The 22,828-nt window shown below is 64.8% G+C and carries 19 protein-coding genes; 1 reads left to right on the top strand and 18 read right to left on the bottom strand.

The window, feature by feature from the left end:
• Positions 1–34 precede the first annotated feature (34 nt).
• Positions 35–373 (top strand): hypothetical protein, encoded by a 339-nt coding sequence (locus tag DFR24_RS22115; RefSeq protein WP_133883639.1) that lies wholly within the window; start codon positions 35–37, stop codon positions 371–373.
• A 293-nt stretch (positions 374–666) separates the two neighbouring features.
• Here DFR24_RS22115 and DFR24_RS22110 read toward each other — a convergent pair whose 3' ends face one another.
• The 18 genes from DFR24_RS22110 to cofH form a co-directional block, all read right to left on the bottom strand.
• Entirely contained in the window at positions 667–1,518 is an 852-nt protein-coding gene (locus DFR24_RS22110; protein ID WP_133883638.1) for a hypothetical protein, read from the bottom strand.
• Positions 1,508–2,353 carry a TnsA endonuclease N-terminal domain-containing protein gene (locus tag DFR24_RS22105; RefSeq protein WP_133883637.1) on the bottom strand — a complete coding sequence of 282 codons (846 nt, stop codon included), beginning with the start codon at positions 2,351–2,353 and terminating at the stop codon, positions 1,508–1,510. The genes DFR24_RS22110 and DFR24_RS22105 overlap by 11 nt, the downstream gene beginning before the upstream one ends.
• Before the next feature lie 345 nt (positions 2,354–2,698).
• Entirely contained in the window at positions 2,699–3,100 is a 402-nt protein-coding gene (locus DFR24_RS22100) for a nuclear transport factor 2 family protein (RefSeq protein ID WP_133883636.1), read from the bottom strand.
• 68 nt (positions 3,101–3,168) lie between these two features.
• On the bottom strand, positions 3,169–4,725 hold the full coding sequence (locus DFR24_RS22095) for an acyl-CoA synthetase (RefSeq protein WP_133883635.1): 1,557 nt from the start codon (positions 4,723–4,725) through the stop codon (positions 3,169–3,171).
• Positions 4,726–4,848: 123 nt separating this feature from the next.
• Complete coding sequence (locus tag DFR24_RS22090; protein ID WP_133883634.1) at positions 4,849–5,046, bottom strand: hypothetical protein; 198 nt, start codon at positions 5,044–5,046, stop codon at positions 4,849–4,851.
• 190 nt (positions 5,047–5,236) lie between these two features.
• Entirely contained in the window at positions 5,237–6,061 is an 825-nt protein-coding gene (locus DFR24_RS22085; RefSeq protein ID WP_133883633.1) for an alpha/beta fold hydrolase, read from the bottom strand.
• Positions 6,062–6,191: 130 nt separating this feature from the next.
• Complete coding sequence (locus tag DFR24_RS22080) at positions 6,192–7,571, bottom strand: wax ester/triacylglycerol synthase domain-containing protein (protein ID WP_162851379.1); 1,380 nt, start codon at positions 7,569–7,571, stop codon at positions 6,192–6,194.
• Positions 7,572–7,657: 86 nt separating this feature from the next.
• Complete coding sequence (locus DFR24_RS22075) at positions 7,658–9,175, bottom strand: HAD-IB family hydrolase (protein ID WP_133883631.1); 1,518 nt, start codon at positions 9,173–9,175, stop codon at positions 7,658–7,660.
• Positions 9,162–10,847, bottom strand: a complete 1,686-nt coding sequence (locus DFR24_RS22070) for a 1-acyl-sn-glycerol-3-phosphate acyltransferase (RefSeq protein WP_162851378.1) — start codon at positions 10,845–10,847, stop codon at positions 9,162–9,164. The genes DFR24_RS22075 and DFR24_RS22070 overlap by 14 nt, the downstream gene beginning before the upstream one ends.
• A gap of 366 nt (positions 10,848–11,213) precedes the next feature.
• On the bottom strand, positions 11,214–12,200 hold the full coding sequence (locus DFR24_RS22065; RefSeq protein WP_162851377.1) for an NmrA family NAD(P)-binding protein: 987 nt from the start codon (positions 12,198–12,200) through the stop codon (positions 11,214–11,216).
• 1 nt (position 12,201) lies between these two features.
• The gene (locus DFR24_RS22060; protein WP_133883628.1) at positions 12,202–14,364 is read right to left on the bottom strand and encodes a 3-hydroxyacyl-CoA dehydrogenase NAD-binding domain-containing protein; all 2,163 of its coding nucleotides are present in this window, start codon (positions 14,362–14,364) and stop codon (positions 12,202–12,204) included.
• Positions 14,365–14,373: 9 nt separating this feature from the next.
• Positions 14,374–15,582, bottom strand: a complete 1,209-nt coding sequence (locus DFR24_RS22055; RefSeq protein ID WP_133883627.1) for an acetyl-CoA C-acetyltransferase — start codon at positions 15,580–15,582, stop codon at positions 14,374–14,376.
• Between the two features lie 65 nt (positions 15,583–15,647).
• Positions 15,648–16,727, bottom strand: coding sequence for a 2Fe-2S iron-sulfur cluster-binding protein (locus DFR24_RS22050; protein WP_133883626.1), 1,080 nt, complete (start codon positions 16,725–16,727; stop codon positions 15,648–15,650).
• Positions 16,728–16,739: 12 nt separating this feature from the next.
• Positions 16,740–17,882, bottom strand: coding sequence for a fatty acid desaturase (locus DFR24_RS22045; protein ID WP_133883625.1), 1,143 nt, complete (start codon positions 17,880–17,882; stop codon positions 16,740–16,742).
• 15 nt (positions 17,883–17,897) lie between these two features.
• A complete protein-coding gene (gene cofD, locus DFR24_RS22040; protein WP_133883624.1) occupies positions 17,898–18,926 on the bottom strand; it encodes a 2-phospho-L-lactate transferase in 1,029 nt (342 codons plus the stop codon).
• Positions 18,923–19,696, bottom strand: a complete 774-nt coding sequence (gene cofE, locus DFR24_RS22035) for a coenzyme F420-0:L-glutamate ligase (RefSeq protein WP_133883623.1) — start codon at positions 19,694–19,696, stop codon at positions 18,923–18,925. The genes cofD and cofE overlap by 4 nt, the downstream gene beginning before the upstream one ends.
• A 31-nt stretch (positions 19,697–19,727) precedes the next feature.
• Complete coding sequence (gene npdG / locus DFR24_RS22030) at positions 19,728–20,405, bottom strand: NADPH-dependent F420 reductase (RefSeq protein ID WP_133883622.1); 678 nt, start codon at positions 20,403–20,405, stop codon at positions 19,728–19,730.
• 2 nt (positions 20,406–20,407) lie between these two features.
• Positions 20,408–22,759: a 5-amino-6-(D-ribitylamino)uracil--L-tyrosine 4-hydroxyphenyl transferase CofH gene (gene cofH / locus DFR24_RS22025; protein ID WP_133883856.1), complete on the bottom strand. Its 2,352-nt coding sequence runs from the start codon at positions 22,757–22,759 to the stop codon at positions 20,408–20,410.
• Positions 22,760–22,828 lie beyond the last annotated feature (69 nt).

The following is a 22,828-nucleotide window of genomic DNA, read 5'->3' as shown; positions in this document are numbered from 1 at the left end:
CGTCACAGGGCAGCTTGATGTCGAATCGGCGAACTTGCACGCCACCCAGCTCACCCAGGTCTATACGAGCCCCTACCTCGGTCCGCTCCCGAGCGAGCGGGATGACGACGATTTCTTCCTGCAGTACGGGCGCACCGCCAAGGGAGCAGCCGGCGAACCGAAGGCGACGCTACCCCTGGAGGGCATCAGCGGAGCGATGGTCTGGGCGGTCGCGGAGCCCATCGTCTGGGACGCCCGCTCAGTGCTCCAGTTGGCGGGCATTCAAGTCGCCTACACGGAGTCGGGTTACCTACGCTGCAAGCGGTGGGATGCAATGGCAAGGCTGCTCGACCAGATTCACGTCGCGCGCGCTCGACCGAACTCGCACGCTTGATCAGTGGCACACGCGGGCGGGATCGAGGTGCGATCCGCGCATTGAGTTGACCTCTTAGGACCCATCGTGCGGCTCATCGCTCGAAAGATCCGGCGTTCGCTTTGGAATTCTGCGGCCCCGAGCCAGAATAAGCTTGAGCGTCGGATCTAAGCGATCCCGAAAAGCGGAACACTCGTCAACCTAGGGCTCGTCGCAGCCCTCAACTCATCGGCCCGATCCTGTCGGCCGCAGCGACGGCAAGATCATCGACCACAGGACTGGCAATGGCCTCTCGTAGCATCGTCAAATTTTCACTAGTGGCGCCCGCCAGAGGACTGCCTAAAGACAAGCCGCTCGAGCGCTTCGTGCTTCAGCAGGACAACTGGAACGACTTCAAATTTCAGACCCAATATCAGCTCTATGTTCAGCACGGTAGCGATCCCCATGAGCTCATCGGGAGCGTCAAGATTCTGAAGCGGGGGCAAACCAAAGCCGACGGTCTGCAACTGACAGCGGATTTCAGCAAGCTGGACGCTTCCTTCGCATCGCTGGGCCAATCGCTCGACTACTACCAGAGGATTCGAGAGCTCCCCGAAACCACGCGTCAGGCCCTCTTGGTCGCGCTGCGGGACGTCGTCAACACACCTCCCCTCGTGGAAGACTTCTCGGCTGAACCCGGCTGGAAGACCTCTGTCCTTCCAATCCGGCAAGAGTGCCGACTGGGTCTGCCCATATGCCCAGTAGCGACGCAAATCGGCATAGACCTGGTTCTTTCCGACACTCAGTTCATTGCATCGCCCTCGGATGAGGATCCCGCGCGTTTCCGCGAAGAACATCCGTACCTCATCACTCCCGGTGACCAGGGGTTCGATTCGCGCCCACGCCTTGTCCCGCGATTCGGCATAGCTGGCCTCGAGGTCCTTCTCGGGAATCAGCTGAACTGCGCGATCCTTCAACTGCGTGATCCTGACAGTCTTGCGGTCGTGGATAGCAGTGAGCAACTCGTCCCATTGACCGAGGACCGGGAAGCCGTAGGGCTTCTTGAGCCCGTAGTAGATGCAGAAGTTGGTTTGAGGGTCGACGTGAAGAATTCGCTGCAATCCTTCGAACGGAGCTCCGTCACCAATCGCCTCAACGACATCGTTCCGAACGGGATCACGCGACATGCGGGAGCTCTGCGATGTCCCTCGTGGCGTGCATTTCCTTGACGATCTTCCTCGGACGGATTTCCGATGCGAGATCCAGCGGCAGATGGCCCATCCACGCAGCGACCTTGAACGCGATCGTCGGACTGAGTCCGCGCAGGTCCGGAATCTTCTCCAGGTCCGTCAGAACCGCGGACAGGCGTCGTTCCTGGTAGTCCAGACCACGCAATAGAGGAAGGAGGCAAGGCGCAATCTGACGGTATTCCTTCGGTAGGTCATGCCGCATGCCGTAGTGCAGCCAATCGAGGTTCGAGACGACCATCGGATCGAAGTTGGCGTCGGTGACAAGCTTCCAGTTCGTGCGGCCTACCTTCGTGGCGAATCGACGCTCGATCTCCAGCTTCTCGAGCATTCGCTTGTTCTTGGCGGCCTCGTTCCACTGATACTTGGCACTGATTGCGAGCGGCGTTTGATCCGTCGCCTTGTCGCTCATCGTGAGTACGAAGTCGTGCGACATTACCACCGGTGTGACGCTTTCCGGATAGATCGGATGTCGCACGCCCATATCCGCGGCGATCACTTCGGTCGAGCCGTAGGGTAGCAACGGAAATTGCTCGCGAATGTCGACGATCAGCGTGGAGTACTCAGCCATCAAGAAGATGGCGTACTCGAGATCAGAGAGTAGGTGATGCACCCGACCAGACTTGAGTCCGCGCACACGTCGTGATCTCCCTTTAGAAGGCACGTCCGAAACGCGCAGCCAAGGCTTGTATAAGCCCTCCACTCCAGATCCGAACCCTTGCGCCAGCCACCGATTGATGTCTCGCACGGTCACGCCAGTGCGCCGCTTGCCCATTTCCAATTCCCATTCGAAAGCACCCTGCCGGTCGACGAAACACTTTCAACGGAGTGGCTCGGTATGTACTGAATGTGCACGGCAAAAATCTTGCAGCGTCGACCGTGCGCGAGGGACCGTCACTTGAAGTTCCACTCTGTGGCAGCGCAGCGCACCATCGACACGCGAGTTGTCCCCTCTACCGAAGGGGGTGAATCGGCGAACCATGATGGAGTCCCGCTACATATTTGGGGACGACATCAGGCGTCAGCCCGGCTACGTTTCGATTTTCGATTGGCAGGTTCGGGATTGCGAATTGGCACTTCGCAAACCGCTGTTGTTCCCCTAGTCGACGATCCACTTTTGCTACGGTCGTGACGTTCCGCCCGCATACAGCATTCCCACGTATTCCTTCACTGATGCGATCTTTCCGTCGCGAAACGTGAACAACAGGTGATATTCGTTGGAGTAGCTTCGCGCATTACCCAACTCGCCGCGCGTGACGGCCTCGCAAGCGACCTTATCGCCCTCGGCAATCATGTCGAGCGGCTCGACCGCCAGCCCGTGCCGCGTTTCGGGAAGGAGTTCGTCGAATACGGTGCTGATTGCGTTCTTCGGCGCCCCACCGATTAGCGGAAACAGCTCGATCCGACCGCCCATCCACCATTTCAAGTCATCGGTGGTCAGTTGTGCGGCAGTCGCAACATCCCGGGTACTGAAACAATGCAGGAACTTCCGTACGAGCTCCTTGTTCGATTCTGTTGTCATGCATGTTCTCCGATCACGTGGTGCGCCGAGGGGACAAGCCAGCGGGCAAGTGGGTGGAATGGCCTCGTTTAATTCACCGCGCGGCCCATGGATGCCCAATACGGCTTTCTCAACTCTGTTTTCAGCACCTTCCCAGCTCCCGAGACAGGAAGCGACTCACGCACCTCGAGGCTTCGCGGGCACTTGTAGCCTGCGATCAGCTGCTTGCAATGCTGGTAGAGCGCATCGCTGTCGAGCGTCGCCCCCGGTTTGAGGACCACTGCAGCGTGGATCTTTTCGCCCATGTCCTTGCAGGGGATGCCGACCACGGCACACGCTGCGACCGCGGGATGCTTGGCGATCGCGTTTTCCACCTCCGCCGAGTAGACGTTCTCCCCGCCCGAGATGATCATGTCCTTGATGCGATCGACGATGAAGACGTAGCCGTCCGCGTCCATGTAGCCCATGTCGCCGGTATGCATCCAACCGTTTTTCAGGGCAGATGTCGTGGCATCCGATTTGTTGAGATAGCCCTGCATGATGTTCGGGCCGCGCGCGGTGATCTCTCCGACTTCGCCTTGGGGAACTTCGCGATCCTCGCCGTCCACGATGCGGATTTGCACGTGCAGGCAAGCGCGACCTCCCGAACGAAGTCGACCCAAGGGACGAGCGGCCGGGACGTGCATCGCCGGGGGAAGCACGCTCATCACGGCCGAGGCCTCCGTCATGCCGTATACCTGCAGCAGGTCGGCTCCTGCGAAGGCGGACATCACTCGATCGAGCAGAGCTTCCGAGGCCGGGGATGCGCCGTAGATGATGCGCCGTACGCTCGCGACGTCGGCTCCCACCATGGCCGGCGCGTCCACCAACATCTGCAGCATCGCCGGCACCATGAGCAAGTCCGATATGCCACGCGTTCGAATCAAATCGACGACCGATGCCGGCTGGAAGCTCGGCAGCATGACGTGCTCTCCGCCACGCAGCAGCAGGCAGCAGGTCAGCATGAAGTCGGCCAGGTGGAACATCGGTGCCGCGTGCAGCGCAACACTTCCCTCCGGCACCGCACCCTCGGCGAGGAGCGCCATCGCTGAGGAGTGAACATTGGCGTGGCTCAGCATCACGCCCTTGGGAGCTCCGGTGGTGCCCCCGGTGTAAAAGATGCCGAGCAGCTCGTCGCCACCCAGCTCCAGGTCGTCCACTGCCGTGTGCGAGTCGATCAGCCCCTCGAATGACTCGGTTCCCGCCGGTGCCGACATGTCGCCGGCATGGACGATCAAGCGCAGGCTCGGTGCACCGTCGCGAATGGCGCCGATCATGGTGACGAATGGGTCGTCGACGATCAGGGCCACACATTCCGAATCTTGGATCGAGTACAGGATCTCGCCGACGTTCCAGCGGAAGTTCGCGGGGTTGACCACAGCCCCGAGCCAGGCAAGCGCGAGGTAGGTTTCGAGGTAGCGGTCCGAGTTGAGCGAAAGCATGCAGACGCGATCCCCGCGCCGCACGCCTCGGGAGTGGAGACCGGCAGCAAGACGCCCAACACGATCGCGCAGTTGCGCCATCGTCCGCACGCGCCCGTTGCACACTGTGGCCACAGCGTTCGGCCTTTGTTGCACGGCTCGGTGCAGGCCTTGTGTGAATTGCATGTCTCCTCCTCGATTTCTACCGGTGCGCGTGATTCCTATGCGGCTGTGATGGGCAGTGCAGTGACTGGCTTTAGCGAGTGGCGCGTCCAGAAGCAGTGCGCTCCTGGGTCCAAGCGATGTGCTTCACCAGGACTCGAAATGCAGGGCTTCGAGAAAAGTGGGAAACGCGTCCTTGGGCACGTCGTACACGTAGGCTCGATAACGCGCGGCAAGCTCGCGGTAGAACCGTCGGTCCGGCGACACCGCCTTCTGGCCAAGCTGCGCCGAGGTGAGTTCGCCCTCGACTCTCCAGGTGTAACCATGCTGCCGAAGCTGGTTCATCGCAGTTCCTATGACCGAGTTCGCCGTTCAGTCACGCCGGCCGCATCACTCGCGGACAGGGCATGCACGACCGGCGCAATGTAGGAGCCCTTGACGTCATTCAGACAGGACGAAAAGCGACGATCGAACACACCGATCCGCTGCCGTTACGGGTGCGTTTTGGCATGCGAGACGGGTAGCCTCCGGCGACTCAACAATCCGCGGCAATCCCGGCCGGGCCCGCAACACGACAGCCTTCCGTGATCACGCGCGCGACCGTTGCGGGGTCGTCGTACATCGGCACATGCCCGACGGAGTCGATGACGACGCGGTCCACGCCGGCGATCCTCGCAACGAACGGCGCGCCGTAGATGTCATACGGCAGAACTAGATCATCGGCGCACCAAGCGACGCGTATCGGAATGGCACCGGCCGCAAGCGGCATGAGTCCTCCGGCTGGGCCCGTGTTGGCGAACAGGGGAGGCAATACCTGCGCGTCGCGGAAACTGCGCAACATGGCGCGGAATTCCGGAGTCGGAACGCGGTCGCCGCGCTTCATGGTGTCTTTGGCCAACACTCTGCGAACGCCGGCGAAGATCATGAAGATCCAGAACAGCACGTACAGCACCGACATGAGGCGAAAGCGCAGCGACAGATTGTCGGCAAGCGCCTTGAACGCTTCGGCGGAGCTCCACGCACCCGCCGGTGACAATGCGGTGACGGAGCGCGCGAAGCCGCGGCGAGCCAGTTCCACAGCGAGCCAGCCGCCCAGTGAGTTCCCGGCGACGTGGGCATCCTGGATGCCCCTCGCGCGCAGTTGGGCAATCAAGGTATCGGCCAAGTGTGCGACCGTCGGCGCTCCACTCAGCGCCGCGCCGCCGGGGTGGCCTGGCAAATTGGGAACGATGACGCGGTACCTGCGCTCCAGAAGCGGGATCACCGGCTTCCAGATGCGCCACGATCCACCGACTCCGTGGAGCAGCACCAGCGGCTCACCCGATCCGCCTTCGTAGACTTCCGGCGATTCAGTCTTCACGGGGCATCACCGCACCAAGCAGCCTGGGCGCGCGCAGTCTCGAATGGATTCATTTTTCTATCGCACAGGTATCGACGCGCGCGACGTCGCGAGGAGGCCTTCTCCGCGCGCCACACGGAAAGATGTGCCGTCATCGGATTGCGCGTTTTGACTTTCCACCCGGTCCTGCTTCCAGCGCGAGAATCTCGTCCAAGCTCTCCCGCTGGCAGCGCGTGAACCGCGCCGCATCCGCAATCGCCGCGCTATCGAGATTCATGCCGATGCAGCAGTTCTCTCCGTGCGTGACCAAAGAGATCATGGCGGGCACGCCCGGCAACGGCGCGTAGGGATACAGGCGGGTGGCCTGCGCGCCGGCAAGGAACACGTCTTCGCGAAGCCCGGGAACGTTGCTGCACTGAAGATCGTTGGCCGCCATCTTCGGCCCCATGATCTTGGCCAGCGTATCGGACGGGAGCGACACCAGCATCGGCATGAGAGCCAGCGGCGCCGACAGCGCGGGCTCGTTGCGCAGCCGCGAGACCTGCGCGCCGATGAGTCGCATGCGCTCCATGGGACCCAGTTCGCCCAGAGGCCCGACGAGTTGACCGGGCGCAAAATGATTCCCACCGCCGGCTGCCCCCTGCGCTCGGACGTTGATCGGCATGCCGATTGGTATCTCGTCGACCTCTACACCGTTTTCTCGGTGATAACGCGCGAAGCCACCCAGCAGGCCCGCCACGTAGGCGTCGTTGAGCGTCGCGCCGCAGGCCTTCGCAGCGGCCTTGAACTTCGCCAATGGAACGTCGAGCGTCTCGAAACGCCAGCGGTGGTTACGAGCCTTCAGCAACGGGGACGGCTCCGCCATCAAGGGCGCCATTGCGCGTCGGACCGATCCGGCGTATTTGGCAAGTTCGGAAACTGCCCCGCTGAGGCCCTCGGCCGAACGGACCTGTCGTTGCACGATCTCGTAACCGGACCGCACTCGCCGCGGAAGGTCGCGCAACCTGCGTTCGAGTTGGCGACCCAGCAGCCTCAACGTTGCCGGCGAGCCCGGCATGGTCGAGGGCGCCGCCACCTGCGAAAACGGGGCGCCGTCGATTTCGCGCCGGCGGCTGAAGAGCATCGAGAGCAATTGCACGATGCCGATGCCGTCGCTGAGGGCGTGATGCAGCTTCAGCACGTAGGCCGCGCCGCCGCCTTTCATCCCCGTGACGACGTGCGCCTCCCAAGGTGGCCGGGCGTGATCGAACGGTGCCATGGCCATCTCGGCAGCATGGTCGAGCACTTCCCGGATGCCCGCGCCTGCGGCCAGTGGGTGAACGCGGAGGTGAACACCGAGTTCGAACCGCTCGTCTGCGACCCACGCCGGGAGCCCCAGGGGGACCTCCACCAGCTTCTCGCGGAGGCGTGGAATCGACTGTGCCGCCGCCCGATGAATTTGCTGGATTCTCGTCGCATCGGGCTCCCGGTCCAGCACCACGACACAGACCACCGCCGAGCGCAGGTTCGGGAAATGATCCATGCGCCACATCAGGGTCTCGAACGCGTTAAGAGTCGGTGCACCACCCCATGCAAGATGGGGGGCAGGCGGTGCCGGGACCGTGTCTCGACGATCGTTCATCGGGCCGTCCTCGCGCGTCTGGAATTGATCGGCGCCGCATCGGCGCGCTCCGCATCCGTGGCCCCAGGCCATTGATCCAAGGTGTCAAGGAATTGCTGGCGGACCTCGGCGACGCGCCGGTCCAGGGACTCCAGTGTCCAGTCGAGCGTGGGTACCGGTTGCAGCACGCAGATGTCGACGACGCCCGGGCGCATCCACAGTGCATCCCGATGCATCACCTCGCCCGCGTTGCGCAGGACGACCGGCACGACGGGCACCCCAGCCTGCATCGCCATGTGGAACGCGCCCTTCTTGAACGGCGCGAGGCGAGGCGAATAACTCCGCGTGCCTTCCGGACAGATGCCGAGCGACATCCCTTTCCTCAGCTTCTCGACGGCCGGCGCCAGGGCCGCGCGGGCCTTGCCCGGGTCACCGCGATCGACGAAGGCCATATCCATGAACCGCCCGAACTGGCCCCAACCCAGCATGTTCTCCATCTCCTTCTTGACCACACCGGTGGCGTTGCGGCGCATCAGGCCGACGCCGATCACCAGGTCGAGCGGCGATTGGTGGTTGAACACGAACACGGCCGGCCGCGCCTTCCACAAATTCTCCTCGCCTTGGATGCGCAGCTCGATTCCCGCGGCCGCCAGACCCAGGTCCGGCGCCATGGACGTCACGAGGTTGAGCGCGCGGTTCTGCGACATCCCCAATGCGTGAGCGGCGAGCCCCGATACGAAGCTGCCTGCCATCGCCGCGTACGAGGCCACCGTGCGCGCCCGCTGCTCGAGCGTGAATTTCCGCCGCTGTCGGAATGCCAAGACCGGCCACCGAGCCCGGCTCGCGGCAGCGGCGAGCGCCGGCTTGGGATTGACGGCGCAAGGCGCGCCCACCTGGGAGAGGAACGCCACGTCCTCGGCGCCATTGGCGTAGGCGAAGCTCGCGTCCAGGTCCACCTTTTGGGTCGCAGCGAAATGTCGGACCGCCAGGGCCTTGTCCTGATTCCAAAGGGGGCTGCCGGCCAGGCGGCCCGTGAAAATGCCGTCGCGGACCTGAAGCGGCGTGGCGAGCACGTGCTCAATTCCTATCTCGCGGGCCAGCGGCAGAATCTGATAGCGCGTCGCCGACGACGCGATCGCCACGGTATGCCCCATGCGCCGATGCGCCTGGACCAGGCGCCACGCTTCCGGAAACACGGTCTGGGCGATGTGAGCGACGAACAGCTTCTCCCACTGCGCCGCGAAGTCGGCTTCCTTCAGACCTTTCCACCGCAACACCGACTGTCCGATCAACTCGTGGAAGTCCGCGTCGGTCGGCCCATGGTTGAGACTGAAGGTCAGAAGCTCCGAGAACTCGCGCAGGCCGATCTGCTTTTGACGCCAGCGCTCCTTCACCAGGTGCATCGCTGAAAAGCCGTCGATTAACGTGCCGTCGAAATCGAAGAACGCGCCGATCGCGGGGCCTGTCTGGCCTCCCAGGATCTCAGCAATGCGCGCGTCGAGTGCCTCGTTGAAGGAAGGATTAGGCGGCGACACGAACCGGCTCCTTTGGCGGTGTCACCTGAGGCTGCCTGCGAGCGCCCGCCAGCTCGATCAACGCCTGCATGTAGGACTCGCACTCGCGCGCGAAGGCGACGCGGCGTTTCGCGAGGTCGGGGCCGCCGGGTGCCAGCAGTTCCCGGTTGCCCGCCAAGCGCAACGCGTTGGCGAAGAGTTCGCGCGACAGACATTCGGGATGCAGCACGCGCTGCTGCAGCACGTACTGATGACCCACCGACATGCACGCGTCGAGCAGCGCCTTCTCGTCGACGACCTTGCCGCTGGGCACTGCGGCCAGCCGGTCGGCCAGGATGTAGTAGGCCTCGAGGAACGTGGGTAGGACGGTGGGCGCGATCAGGAACGGCGCGTCGCCGAGCATGTCGGTGCGCTGGCGTGCGGTCGAAATGCGATTGCGCCAGTCGGGATCGAACAGGTCGGACTCAGCCAGCAGTTCCTCGCGAAACCCCACCCGGTCGCTGAAGATGAACTCGAACTTGAGCAGATCGCGCAGGGCCAGGGTTTCGGTTTTTCCCGCCTTGACCAGGTCCTCGGCCCCGCTATGCGCTGACTTCCACATCGCGAGCTCGAGGAGGGCGCGGTTGATGAACCAATGCACCGCGCTGTTGCGGTAATAAGCTGCCACGGCGTGCCGACCGGGCGCGATGCGATAGACCGGCTCGGTGCCCGTGTCAAAGCGCGCGACGATGCCCGTCTTCACCAGGGTCTCGAGCGTGGTCATGACACCGTGGTGATGCCGCAAGGGCTCCACCTCCGACACGGGCAGACTGCGCGCGCGCAAATAATCGAGCAGCGGCGCGAGCTGTCGATACACCTCGTCGAGCGTCAATGCCCGATCGCCCAGAGTAAGCAGCGCCAGGGTCGCCAGCGCCTGCGAGGTCACAGGCGTCGCCTGGTTGATGCGTTTGAAGACTTCGAAGGCGGTTTTTTCGACGAGGTAGCGATTGCGGTCGCGGTCATCGCCCGCCTCCGTGAGCCGTTCCGCCAACGACAGCGGCTCCCCGAAGCGCAGGTGCACGTGGCCGATCCACGTTTGCTGCATGCGGGCGTAGTCGATCAACCAGGGAAGCCCCTCCTTGGGCTTCGCACCGCTGGTCTCCTGCGCCATCATCGCCTGCACCTCGTGGAGCTGGTCGTAGGTGATGGAGGTCGGGACCAGGACTACATCCTTTGCCGCGCCGCTGCGAATCGCATAGACGAGGTAGCTGAGCAGGCCGTATTTGGGCGGTCGCAGCTTGCCGGTGCGACTGCGTCCGCCTTCCATGTACCACTCGAGGTTGTCGCCGCTGGCGACGATATGCGTGAGGTACTCCTGCAACACCGCCTTGTAGATCTCGTCGTTCTTGAAGCTGCGGCGGATGAAGACGCCGCCGCTGTGGCGCGCGATCGGTCCCATCGGGAAGAACGACAGGTTGTCGCCGCCCAGGATCCGCGGGCGGCGAAGACCGTGCTCACTGAGCGCCTTGGACGTGACGAACACATCCGCGTAGGAGCGATGCGAGGGCAGGAACACCAGCGCGTGCTGCTCGTTGAGCTTCTTCAGGCGTGCGACGGCGATGGCGTCGGCGTCGATGGTGAACGCTCGCGTATGCGCAGGGCCCAGCGCGTGATCCCACAGCCAGGTCCCGGCGCGACTCTTGACGCTGACCATCTCGCCCAAACGATCTTGCGCGTCACGGCGGACGGCGCCCACATCCTTTCCCAGTTTCGAAGCGAGGCGGTCTGCCAGCGCGCGAAAGCGCGGAAGGCGCATAACCCGGCGGGCCTCCAATCGTGTAGCCACGGGCGAGCTGTCCAATAGATCGCGGAACGTGTTCACGGGGCACGCCGAGCTCGGCGTCGAGCGGGTCCGGTCCATTCACGCCACACCATCGCATTCCTCCCTTCGACCACCGGAATCCGGATATCTGATCGCTTCGGCGCGAAAAGACCTCTTCTGTTCCGTCGGGCCAATCTTGGCGCCGGAACGGCCGTCGACCTAGGTCAGAAACCTACGATTGATCACACTCAATCCGACTCATGCGGCAGTGCCGAGAATCTCGCCCTTGTTCGCCTTCAGCCAGTCGCTCAACCGCGTGGCCGGCCGGCCGCTGAGAAACTCCACGATGTCGGTCTTCCTCCAGACGGTCTGGTTGTCCTGCTCGAACTGGAAGTAGTGGAGGAAGTACGCATCCGCATCCGGTCGTCCGATGTACTGCTTGACGCCGTCCCCGCAGAACCTCAGGAACGTCTCATCGGAGCCGTCGTAGCGGATGGGTTCACCGAAGGCCTGGGACATCAGCTGTGCCACCTCGTCGAACCACATCACGTCGTGACCATTGTCGAGGTGATAGGTCTGGCCGATGTGCCGTTGATCCTTCGACAACAGCAGGGCCGCCGCACAGGCGCCGATGTCCTGCGTGTCGATGAAGCCCATGCGACGGTTGCGCGGCACCGCGAGCGTGCGCTCGGCGCGCAGGGCGCCGTTGAAGAACGGCGTCTTGAAGTTCTGCATGAAGTACGCGCCGATGTTGATGAACGTCACCGGCAGGCCGCTGTTCTCGAGCAGCGCTTTCGCGCGCAGGTGCTGCACCGCAGTGCCTCCCCCGAAACGCTTCAATGCGTCTGGGATCCTGTCCATCGTCATTCCCGGCGGATCGGCGACGAGTCGCACGATGTGCAGCAGCCCGGGCTCGCCGCGGGCTGCGTAGATGACGTTCGTCATGGCGCGCTGCTCGTCGAGAAAGTCCGGCGTGATGACGAATAGGCCGTTCACACTGCGCAGCGCCTGCTCGACCGAAGCCAGGTCGTAGTAGTCGGCGACCACGATCTCGGCACCAGGGAATGCTTGGCGCAGGCTTTCTCGATGATCCGGATTGCGCACGATCAAACGCACCTGCGTTTGCGCGCTTCGCTCGGTGATCCAGGCCGCGAGTGGCCGGCTGATGTGGTTGTTGGCGCCGAAGACGGCGATGCGGCTCAGCTCAGGCTTGGTGTGTGCGCCGCGTGCTTGAGATGTCGTCATCTCAGTTGGCGGCGTACAGGGCGGGACGCATGCCAGCTTCGAAGTTCCACTCCCTAGCGTGAACTGCGGTACGCAGACGCTCGGGGACTTCGAAGCGAGGCCCGCACGTGCGCACGAGCGCATCGCACCGGGCGACGAACGCCTTGCCCCCCACGTCGTCGACGTATGCGAAGGGTCCGCCCAGATAGGAAGGAAATGCCCAAGCCAGTTGCGCACCCAGGTCGGCTTCCGAGGTGTCCTGCACCACGCCGTCCGCCCAGCACCGCACCGCCTCGACGATCTGCGCGAAGAGCAGTCGCTCCTGGATCGCGTCGGTCGACGGCTGCGTCTCGCTCACCGCGCCTGCCCTGTGCAGACGCTTGGGGCTGCCTTCCGGATAATCGTAGAAGCCCGCGCCGCTCTTGCGGCCAAACCGCTTCGCCTCGACCTTCGCATCGAACAGTTGATTGGCGAGTTCGTGCTTGTCGTCCGCCCATTCGCCTTTCTCGTGGCTGCGGAAGAAATGTGCGACGTGACGCATGACGTCGATGCCGACCTCGTCGGCCAGCGCCAGCGGACCCACCGGCATGCCCAGTGCCACCCCGCAGTTCTCGATCAGCGCGGGCGAAACGCCCTCCGAGACCATGCGAAACCCCTCGCGGATGTAGGCATCCACGCAGCGGGTCGTGTAGAAGCCATAGCCGTCGCCCACGATGATCGGCGTCTTTCGAATCTGCGCGCAGTAGTCCAGCGCGCGCGCGAGGGTCTGCTCGGACGTCTGACTGCCGACCACGACCTCCACCAGCGCCATCTTGTGTACGGGCGAGAAGAAATGGAGACCGATCAGATGGTCGGGACGCGCGCTGGACTGCGCCAAGCCGTCGATCGGCAACGCCGAGGTATTGGAGGCGAAGATCGCCGAGCCGTCGGTATGGGCCTCGGTGCGACGGATGGCGTCGGCCTTGACCGACGGGTCCTCGAGTACCGCTTCGACCACGAGTTCGCACCCGGCGAAACTTTCGTGCGCGTCGCCCGCCTTCACCCGCTTGGCGACGGCGTCCCGGGTGTCGGCGGAAAGCTTTCCGGCAGCCACCTCGGAATCGAGCGACTGCAGGATCGCGTCCCTGGCCCGATCCGCGATGGCGGGTTCACGATCGACCAGGACGACGTCGATGCCGGCTTGCGCGGAGACACGGGCGACGCCCTGTCCCATGAACCCGGCGCCCAAAACTCCAAGCCTGGAGATCGAGGATTTGGGCACCGCAGGCGGGCGGCGTACCAGCTTGTCCGCGGCCTGCTTGGCGAAGAACGTTGTGCGGATCAGATTCTGCGCGACGTCACTCTGGACCAGTTGCGCGAAGTACTGCATTTCCAGTTTGAGCGCACGATCGATCGGCAGTTTGGATCCGTCGTGGATGCAGCGCAGGATCGCGATGGGCGCCGGGTAGTGACCCTTGGTGGCGGCGTTGAGCTGGGAGGTCGCGATCATCAGCGCGGCGGCGTTCGCAGGCGCGTAGGCATCTCCCCCCGGCAGCTTCCACTCCTTGCGGTCCCACGGTGCACCCGGTGTGAATCGCCCATCGAGGATGGCGGCTTCCGCCGCCACCACCAGCGCCTCGGCGGGCACGACCTCGTCAAGCAGACCGATCCGCTGGGCTTCGGCAGCGCTCATCGAGGCGCCGCCCGTGAGCATCGGGATGCTCTTCGCGATACCGATCAGGCGCGGAACGCGCTGGGTGCCGCCGGCGCCGGGCAACAGACCCAGCTTGACCTCGGGGAAGCCGAACTGCGCCTTGGGTACGTCCGCGGCGATACGGTAGTGGCAGGCCAGCATCAGCTCGAGGCCGCCGCCCAACGCGGTGCCCGACGCCGCCGCGACCACCGGCTTGCCGCAGGTCTCGATGCGACGGAAGAAGTCGCCGAGATAGCGGACGCCCTCGACCACCTGCTGCGGCGTCACGCCAGGCGCGGCGAACGCCGCCATCTGCTGAAGATCCGCTCCGGCGATGAAGCTGGCCTTGCCCGAGCGGATGACGATGCCCTTGACGTCCGCGCTGGCCACGAGGGATTCGACGCCGGCGCGCAGGCCGGCGACGAGCAGCGGTTCGAGGACATTCATGCTTCGACCCGGCATGTCGATGATCAGGTGACCGATGCCGTTGGTGCCGATTTCCGTCTTGATCATGTGCCCGTCTCAGACGCGTTCGATGATGGTGGCGACGCCCATGCCGGCGCCGATGCAAAGCGTCGCGAGCGCAATGCTCCTGCCGGTGCGTTCGAGCTCGTCCAGGGCGGTGCCCAGGATCATGGCGCCCGTGGCACCCAGGGGATGGCCCATGGCGATCGCACCGCCGTTGGGGTTGACGTTGGCCGGATCGAGGTCGAGAGCCTCAATGAAGCGCAGCGCCACCGCGGCGAACGCTTCGTTGATTTCGTACAGGTCGATGTCCCTTGCGCGCATGCCCGCACGTTTGAGTGCTTTCTCGGCTGCGTAGGAGGGGCCGGTGAGCATGATGGTCGGCTCCGAGCCGATCTCGGCAATCGCCCGGATCCTGGCACGCGGCTTGAGCCCGGCGGCCTTGCCCGCGGCCAGGCTGCCGATGAGCATGGCGCAGGCACCGTCGACGATGCCTGAGGAGTTGCCCGCGTGGTGGACGTGCTCGATAGCGTCGACCTCGGGGTACTTTCGCAGGGCCAGCGCGTTGAATCCCATCTTGCGACCCATGTCCGCGAACGAGGGCTTGAGTGCGGCAAGATCCTCGGCCTTGCACTGCGGACGCACGGTCTCGTCGCGCTCGAGCAGGACGTCGCCGAGCAGGCCGCTCACCGGGACCACCGAGCGCGAGAAGCGGCCTTCGGACCAGGCACGGCCCGCGCGTTGGTGGCTCTGCGCCGCGAACGCATCGACCGCATCGCGCGTGTAGCCGAACTTGCTCGCCATCAGGTCGGCGCTGATGCCCTGCGGAATGAAGTGGGTGGCGAAGGCGATCGCGGGGTCCGTGGTCCAGGCACCGCCATCCGACAGGATCGGCACTCTCGACATGCTCTCGCAGCCGCCTGCCACGACGAAGTCGGCGCCTCCGGCAGACACTTTTCCCGCCGCGATGTTGACGGCCTCCAGACCCGACCCACAGAAACGGTTGACCTGCAGTCCCGCCGTCTCCTGCGCATAGCCGGCCACGAGCGCCGCCAGGCGCGGGAGAACCTGGCCTTGTTCACCGACGGGTGACACCACGCCAAACACCACATCGTCGACGTGGCGCGTATCGAGCGAGCTGCGATCGCGCAGTGACCTGAGGACCGTCGCGCCGAGCTGGATCGCGGGCACCTCGTGCAGCGCGCCGTCCGGTTTTCCCTTGCCGCGAGGTGTACGGACGTGATCGAAGATATAGGCGGTCGTCATGGTGTGGTCGGCTTGAAATTCGGACGGGATGCGAGACATCGGCCGGCGCAGGTGCCGGCAGGGGCTTACGGCGTGCCGGAGGGCACGAACTTGTCGGCATGGATCCGGTCGGCGTCGACACCCAGTGCGATGAGATTCCGCTCGACGGCCTCGACCATCCCGAGGTTGCCGCAGATGAAAGCCGCGACCTTCCGGAAGTCGACGCCCAGGGCCGGGGTCAGCACCGCGGTGACCAGCCCGCGCGGGCCCGCCCAGGTCGAACCTTCGGGCTCGTGCGACAGGATCGTCACCAGGCGCACGCGTTCGCCGCCTTCGGCGAGCAGTTGCTGCAGCCGCTCGTTGGCGAACACGTCCTTCTGCGTGCGGACGCCGAAGACGATCGTGAATCTTGCGGTGGGCGACTTGCGCAGGCGATCACCGACGATCGAGAGGATCGGCGCAAGCCCTGTTCCTCCCGCGACGCAAAGGCCGTCCACGTGGACGTCGTCGATGCCCATGAGGCCGTAAGGACCTTCGATCCAGAACCGGGTGCCGCTGCGATCCTTTTCGAACAGCCACTCGGAGAATCGGCCGCCCGGCAGACGCTTGACCAGGAAACCGACCTCGGTTGCTGCCGCACCCTCGCCAGCCGGCGGGACGTCGTAGTAGGAATAACTGCGCCGGGTGAAGGATCCCGATTCCGCGATCGTGCAGTACTGCCCGGCATTGAATTGCACCGGCTCGTCGAGCTTGAGACGCAGATCGATCACATCGCCTGGAAGCTTGGTCCAGCGGCTGACGTGGGACGACACCGTGGTGACCGGCAGCAGGGCATGGCGGCCGAGCTTGGCTTCCACCACGAGGTCGGTCCGCACCTTGGCCTGGCAGGCGAGCACGTACCCGGCTTCGATCTCGTCGTTCTTCAACGGAGACAGCGCCAAGTCCACCATCGGGCTGACGCGTCCTTCGACGACGCGGGTCTTGCAGGTACCACACACGCCGACACGGCAATTGTGGGGATAGTCGACACCCTGTTCGATGGCGGCCTTGAGGAGGAGGTCATTGCGCCTGACCTCGAAGACCTCCGAGCTTCCGTCGCGTCCACGAACCGTGATGCGGCACAAATCCCCGCCCGTCAACCGGGGCGCTTTCTCGATGGTCTGCACAAGGACCTCCTGCTATCGCGCGTGCCAGATGCCGGCGGGGAGATCCTTCACCGGGTTGGACTCGTTGAGCTCGTTCCACCCGGCACGCGCATTTTCGCGATAGGCGATCTCTCGCTCCGGTTTGCTGGCGTAGTGCTGGTCCCAATGCTTGAGCAGCGGCTTGATCATCATGAAGAACAGCGGCGGCACGAACGCGAGGACGACGCACACGATGAAGGGAGGTTGCTTGGGTCCTGTGCGATCCGGCTCAAGCAGGTAGAACGGCTTGTAGCTGTCGTCGTGGTGCCCGGCGTGATTGGTGATCTCCAACGCCAGGATGCGGGTCAACGGCGTGATGTGGTTCCAGGTGTGGCGCTTTTCGAAACGGCCGGGTGTCGCCGAGATCAGCCCGTAGTGGTTCACGTAGTTGAACACTTCGAGCATCATCCGAGGGCCCAGCAGACAGGTCAGGATCGCCAGCGCCGCGCCGGTCACTCCGCCCACAAGGACGAGCAAGGCAGTGAATACACCCAGGGTCGCGGCCTTTTTTACCCACGCGTTGCGCAGGTCGTACCACTTGCGTCCGCGCTTGCTCCACATCATCCGCTCGAGGTGATAGGCCTCCTTCCACTGTCCCGGAAAAGTGCGCAGGATGTGTCCATACAGCGTGTCACCCCGGCGCGCGTAATCGGGATCGTCGGGCGTGGCCACACGCATGTGGTGGGTGACCACGTGGGTGATCTCGCGCCAGGGATCGAACAGCAGGCACTGGCCCGTGCGTCCCAGCCAGCGCAGGAAGGTGTTCTCGCGATGGAACAACTCGTGCACCGGTGGTGAGCCGATGACGAAGCCGGTGAACACCATGCTCACGAACGCGCCGACCGCGGACGAGGTCGTCGCGAAGTGATCCAATGACACCAGCCAAGCGTAGAAGAAGACGTTGAAGAATCCGCCGACCACAGTGACCGCGCAGATCGTGTCGTAGATCCACACGTGGTTCTGGTCACGCATCGAGTAGTCGCGCGGCAGCAGGGTGTCGATCGCCAGCACGCCGAAGAGCAGCGCGAACCCTAGCCAGGCGTAGTTTCCGCCGAGCCACAGTCCGTAGGCGTGCACAACCAGGATGGCCGGCGACAGCAGGTACTTGAAGTAGTCGAAGACGTTGACGGTTTTCATGAGCTCCTCTCGGGTTCAACGTGAGCGTGGTGCGACGGGCGCGCCGTCTTGGGGGACGACCGCGCCGAAAACTTTCTTCTGGGCGGGATGCTCGGCCCGGCCGGGCCAGCGATCGGCTGCATCAAGAACGGTTTTTGCCAGGCGGCGGCGGGCCGCCTCATCCTTCATGACGATGGGAGCGCGAATCGGCGCGATGCCGAGCGCCTCGATCGCAGCATTCGATTCGGCGTCCTGCTCGTCGACCACGAGCAGGTCGATCAGGTTGCGGTAGTGACGCCCGATGTTGGTGGCGTCGACCGTGTAGCCGAGTGCCCGCATGATGTCGGCGGCAGGACCCTTGATCGCACGGCCCGCCACGATGGGTGACACGGCGACGATGGGCACCTCGCAACATCGCAATGCGAAGCGAAGTCCCGGCAGCGCCAGGATCGGATCGATGCTCAGCCAGGGATTGGACGGGCAGATCACGATGCATTCCAGCCGCGAAGACGACAGCGCCGCCTGCAGGTCGCGTGACAGCTTCGCCTGCGTGGCGCCCACGTATTCGAGTCGTTCTACCTTCGGCCGACAACCCAGTCGCACGAAGTAGTCTTGAAATCCGAGCGGCCCCTCGTCGGTGTGCACGCAGGTGCGGACCGGGTGGTCGCTCATCGGCGCCAAGCGACAGCCGATGCCGAGCGCCGTCGCGAGTTGCGCGGTCACCTGGCTCAAGCTCACGCCCTGCGCGAGACGATGACTGCGCATCACGTGCGTCGCCAGGTCGCGGTCACCCAGCCCAAACCAGGTCGGGCCGCCCAGTCCCTCCAGCGCCGACATGAAGTCCCAACTCTCGCCGCGGCGTCCCCACCCGCGTTGTTCGTCGTTGACGCCCGCCAGCGCGTACATCGTCGAGTCGAGATCCGGGCAGATCGTCAGCCCCAAATGTTCGAAGTCGTCGCCGGTGTTCACGACCACGGTGAGATCGGCGGCCGGCAGTACCGACGCCAGCCCGGCCGCGAGCTTGGCGCCGCCGACACCGCCGCAAAGCGCCAGGACGCGGGTCATCGAAACAGGTCCTGTTCGGGGCGTCGCACCAGATCGCGACCCGAGCCGTTGGGTGATCGCGGCCGCACTCCGCGGATCAGGACCACGGGACGGCCCTCGTCCGCCTGTCCTTGCACGAAGGACGCCGCGGCTGCGAGTTCGTCGGCGTGGGCCACGACGGTCTGCGACATCGGGCGGTCGAACAGATCACGGGCGCCACGTCGGTCGATCAGTGCGGGCCAGCCCGCGACGCCGATGGCGGTACCCGTGACGCCCTCGCGCCAGGGGCGTCCGAAGGTGTCGTTGACGATGACGCCCGCTTCCACGCCGCACGTTTCCCAGAGCTCGAAGCGCAGGCGCTGCGCGGAGGCATCCGGATCCTCCGGGAGCAGCAAGGCCCACTCGCCGTCCGCGTTGTCCTCGAGATTCGACTGGTCGATGCCCGCGTTGGCCAGGACCCAGCCGCGCCGGTGCACCGCGACCACCAACCCCGGCACAACGCGCAGGAGACTGCCCGACTCCTGAAGAATCAGCTGCACCAGACGCGGGTCCTTGTTGGACCGGCGCGCCACGTCGAGCGCCTCCCGGGTGGGCTCGACACCGGACAGCTTCACGAGACGGCCTTCAGCCTTGGACACGATCTTCTGGGCGACGACGACCACGTCGTCGGATTCGAGCGTCAACCCGTTGCGCTGAATGGCCTGTGGAATGAGTTCGGACAGCCGGTCGCCCGCGCGGACCCATGGAAACTCACGCAGTCCGTACATCGACACTTGGTGCGGGGTAGCCATGGGGGCGTGCGGGCGGGCGGCGACGTCGCGATCAGGCCGGAAGGCCTGTGATGCGAATGCCCGAGCCCTTCACCTTGTACTTCTTGTTGATGAAGATCAGCAGGGACGTCATGGCCTCGGCCGCGGCCGAGTTCGCAACCGGGCCGGCGTGGATGCCGCGCAGGCCGGCGAGTTCCGTCAGCGCCACGACCAGGTCACAAGCCTGCGCATCGTCGCCGCAGATCAGAACATCGCAGTCGATCTGGTGGTGAGGGTCCTTCAGGTGATGCGCCGAGACGTTCTGGCAGGCGCCGACGACGCGAGTCTCGGCCCCCAACTCGTTCTGCAACGCGGCCACGACCGAGCCGGTGCTGGGAAGCGACACCCGGTCCACCTTCGGTGGCTTGAGCGGCACGGTGACGTCGACGAGGATCTTTCCGCGCAGCGCGTCCTTGAGCGGCAACACCGTGGACTGCTGCGCGGCGTAAGGAACGGTGAGCACGACGATGTCCGCGAACTTCGCGGCGTCCTCGTTGCTGGCTCCGCGCACCGCTCCCGCACCGGGCAGCGTCATCAGCTCGGCGGCGCAGGCTTGCGCCCGCGCCGGATCACGCGAGCCGATCACCACCTCGCATCCCGCCCGCGACCATCGATAGGCGAGTCCCGAGCCTTCGGCCCCCGTTCCGCCCAGTACCGCGATTTTGTAAGACGGCTTGGTGTCCTCGGACATCTTCAAAGCTCCTGGTGTACGGCGGTGACACGCGGTTTGCGCGTCGGCCGAAAGGGGGTGAGTTCGATGGGGGCGAGCGCAGCGGCGACGAAGGACTTCGCGCGCTGCTCTTCGGGGACGACGCCGTAGGCCGTGGTGCGCTGGTGTGGACGGCGGCCGCACGACTGGATCAGGGATTCCATGGCCACCGGGTTCATTTCCTGGCCGTGGGTCGAGCCCGCGGCGCGCGAAATGCTCTCGTTCATCAGCGTCCCGCCCAGGTCGTTGGCGCCCGCCGCCAGCGCGGCGCGTACGCCGAGCGGACCCAGCTTCACCCACGAGACCTGGATGTTGCGGATGTAGGGATTGAGCACCAGTCGCGACACCGCGTGCATCAGCACCGCCTCGCGCGCGGTGGGACCGCTGCGCGCGCGTCCGCGCAAGAACATCGGCGCCTCCATCGGCACGAACGGCAGCGGAACGAATTCGGTGATGCCGCCGGTGTCGATTTGGAGGGTTCGCAGCGCGAGCAGGTGGCGGGCCCAGTGCACCGGCCGCTCGATGTGTCCGAACATGATCGTGCTCGTCGTCCGCAACCCGGTCTCGTGCGCGGCCTTGAGGACGTCGAGCCATTGCTGCGTCGACAGCTTGTCGGGACAGATCACCGCGCGAACGTCGTCGTCGAGGATTTCCGCGGCGGTTCCCGGCAGCGTGCCAAGGCCCGCCTCTTTGAGCCGACGCAGGTAGTCGCTCACCGGCAGTCCCAGGGTGCTCGCGCCGTGGCTGACCTCGAGCGGCGAGAACGCATGGATGTGCATGCGCGGCTCCTCCTCCTTCACCATCCTGAGGAGGTTGAGATAGGTCTCCCCGGTGTAGCCCGGATGGATGCCGCCCTGCATGCACACTTCGGTGGCGCCGCGCTCCCACGCTTCCCGCACGCGGCGACGCACCTCCGCCTCGCTCAGGTCGTAGGCCGGACCGCGCAGCTGCTCGGTGCCCTTGCCCTTCGAGAAGGCGCAGAACGTGCACTTGTAGAGGCAGACGTTCGTGTAATTGATGTTGCGGTTGACGACGAAGCTGACCCGGTCGCCGACCGTTTCCTGCCGCAGCCGATCGGCCTCGGCAATCACGAGCGCGAGGTCCGCCCCGGTTGCATTGAAGAGGTCCACGACCTCGGCTTCGCCCACCGTGATGCCGCGGCGGCAACGATCGAGGATGCGGCGCACCCGTGAGGAAGCCGCGGAATGCTGCGTGGCCGCTGGCGCATCGAACTGGAAGTCCGTTGCATCGCCGGCCTGCGACCCGCTGATCCACTGGCCCGTGCGCGGCCATCCGCGTGCATCGACGAGCTTGAGCACGCGCGGTTCGATGGCGGGGTCGAGCCAGCGTCCGCTGTCCTCGGCCCAGCTGGGATAGATGGCCAGGCGCTCGACCAGTGCCTTGCCGGCGCGCGCGCTGCGTTCCTCGAGCACCGCGACCTGCGGCCACGGTGCTTCCGGGTTTACGTGGTCGCGGGTGACCGGCGAGATGCCGCCCCAGTCATTGATGCCTGCCTCGACCAGGCGCCCGTAGTCCTGCGGCGTGAGATTCGGCGGCGCCTGGATGTTCATGCCGGCGCCGAAGATGATGCGCGCCGCGGCGACGGTCCAGAGCAGGTCCTCCAGGTCTGGCTCAGGTGCGCGCGCCATCGGCGTGCCGGGCTTCGCGCGGAAGTTTTGGATGATGATTTCCTGCAGGTGTCCGTGACGCTCGTGCAGGTGCCGTAGCGCGAGCAGCGATTCCACCCGCTCGGCGCGCGTCTCGCCGATGCCGATCAGCAGGCCGCTGGTGAACGGAATTCTCAGCGCCCCGGCCTCGTCGATCATCTTCAGACGCAAAGTCGGATCCTTGTCGGGCGATCCGAAGTGGACCTGCCCGGGCTCCATCAATCGAGGCGATGCGCTCTCCAGCATCAGCCCCATCGACACCGACACTTCGCGCAGGCGGCGCATTTCGTCGGTCGTCAGAACCCCGGCGTTGAGGTGCGGCAACAGGCGCGACTCGGCGACGACCTTCGAGGCGCACGCGTGCAGGTAATCCACCGTCGAAGCAAAACCCATCTGCTCAAGCGCGCGCCTGGCGACGTCCCAACGCAGCTCGGGCTTGTCGCCCAGCGTGAACAAGGCCTCGTGGCAACCGGCGGCCTCTCCTTGTCGAACCACGTCCATGACCTGGTCAGTGGTCAGGTAGGCGGGGCGACCCGCGCGCGGTGCGCGAGAGAACGTGCAGTAGTAGCAGACGTCCCGGCACAGCTGCGTCAACGGGATGAAGACCTTTCGCGAGTAGCTGATCACGTCGCCGTGACCTTTATCGCGCAGCGTGCGCGCTTCGGTCATGAGCACCGACGGCGACTCGCCGAGCAGATCCCGCACGGGCCGACCCGGGCTCTGCGCCTGGATCGACGC

The sequence above is a fragment of the Panacagrimonas perspica genome (assembly GCF_004364935.1).
GTDB lineage: Bacteria > Pseudomonadota > Gammaproteobacteria > Nevskiales > Nevskiaceae > Panacagrimonas > Panacagrimonas perspica.
This window is presented reverse-complemented; position numbering and strand designations above follow the sequence as displayed.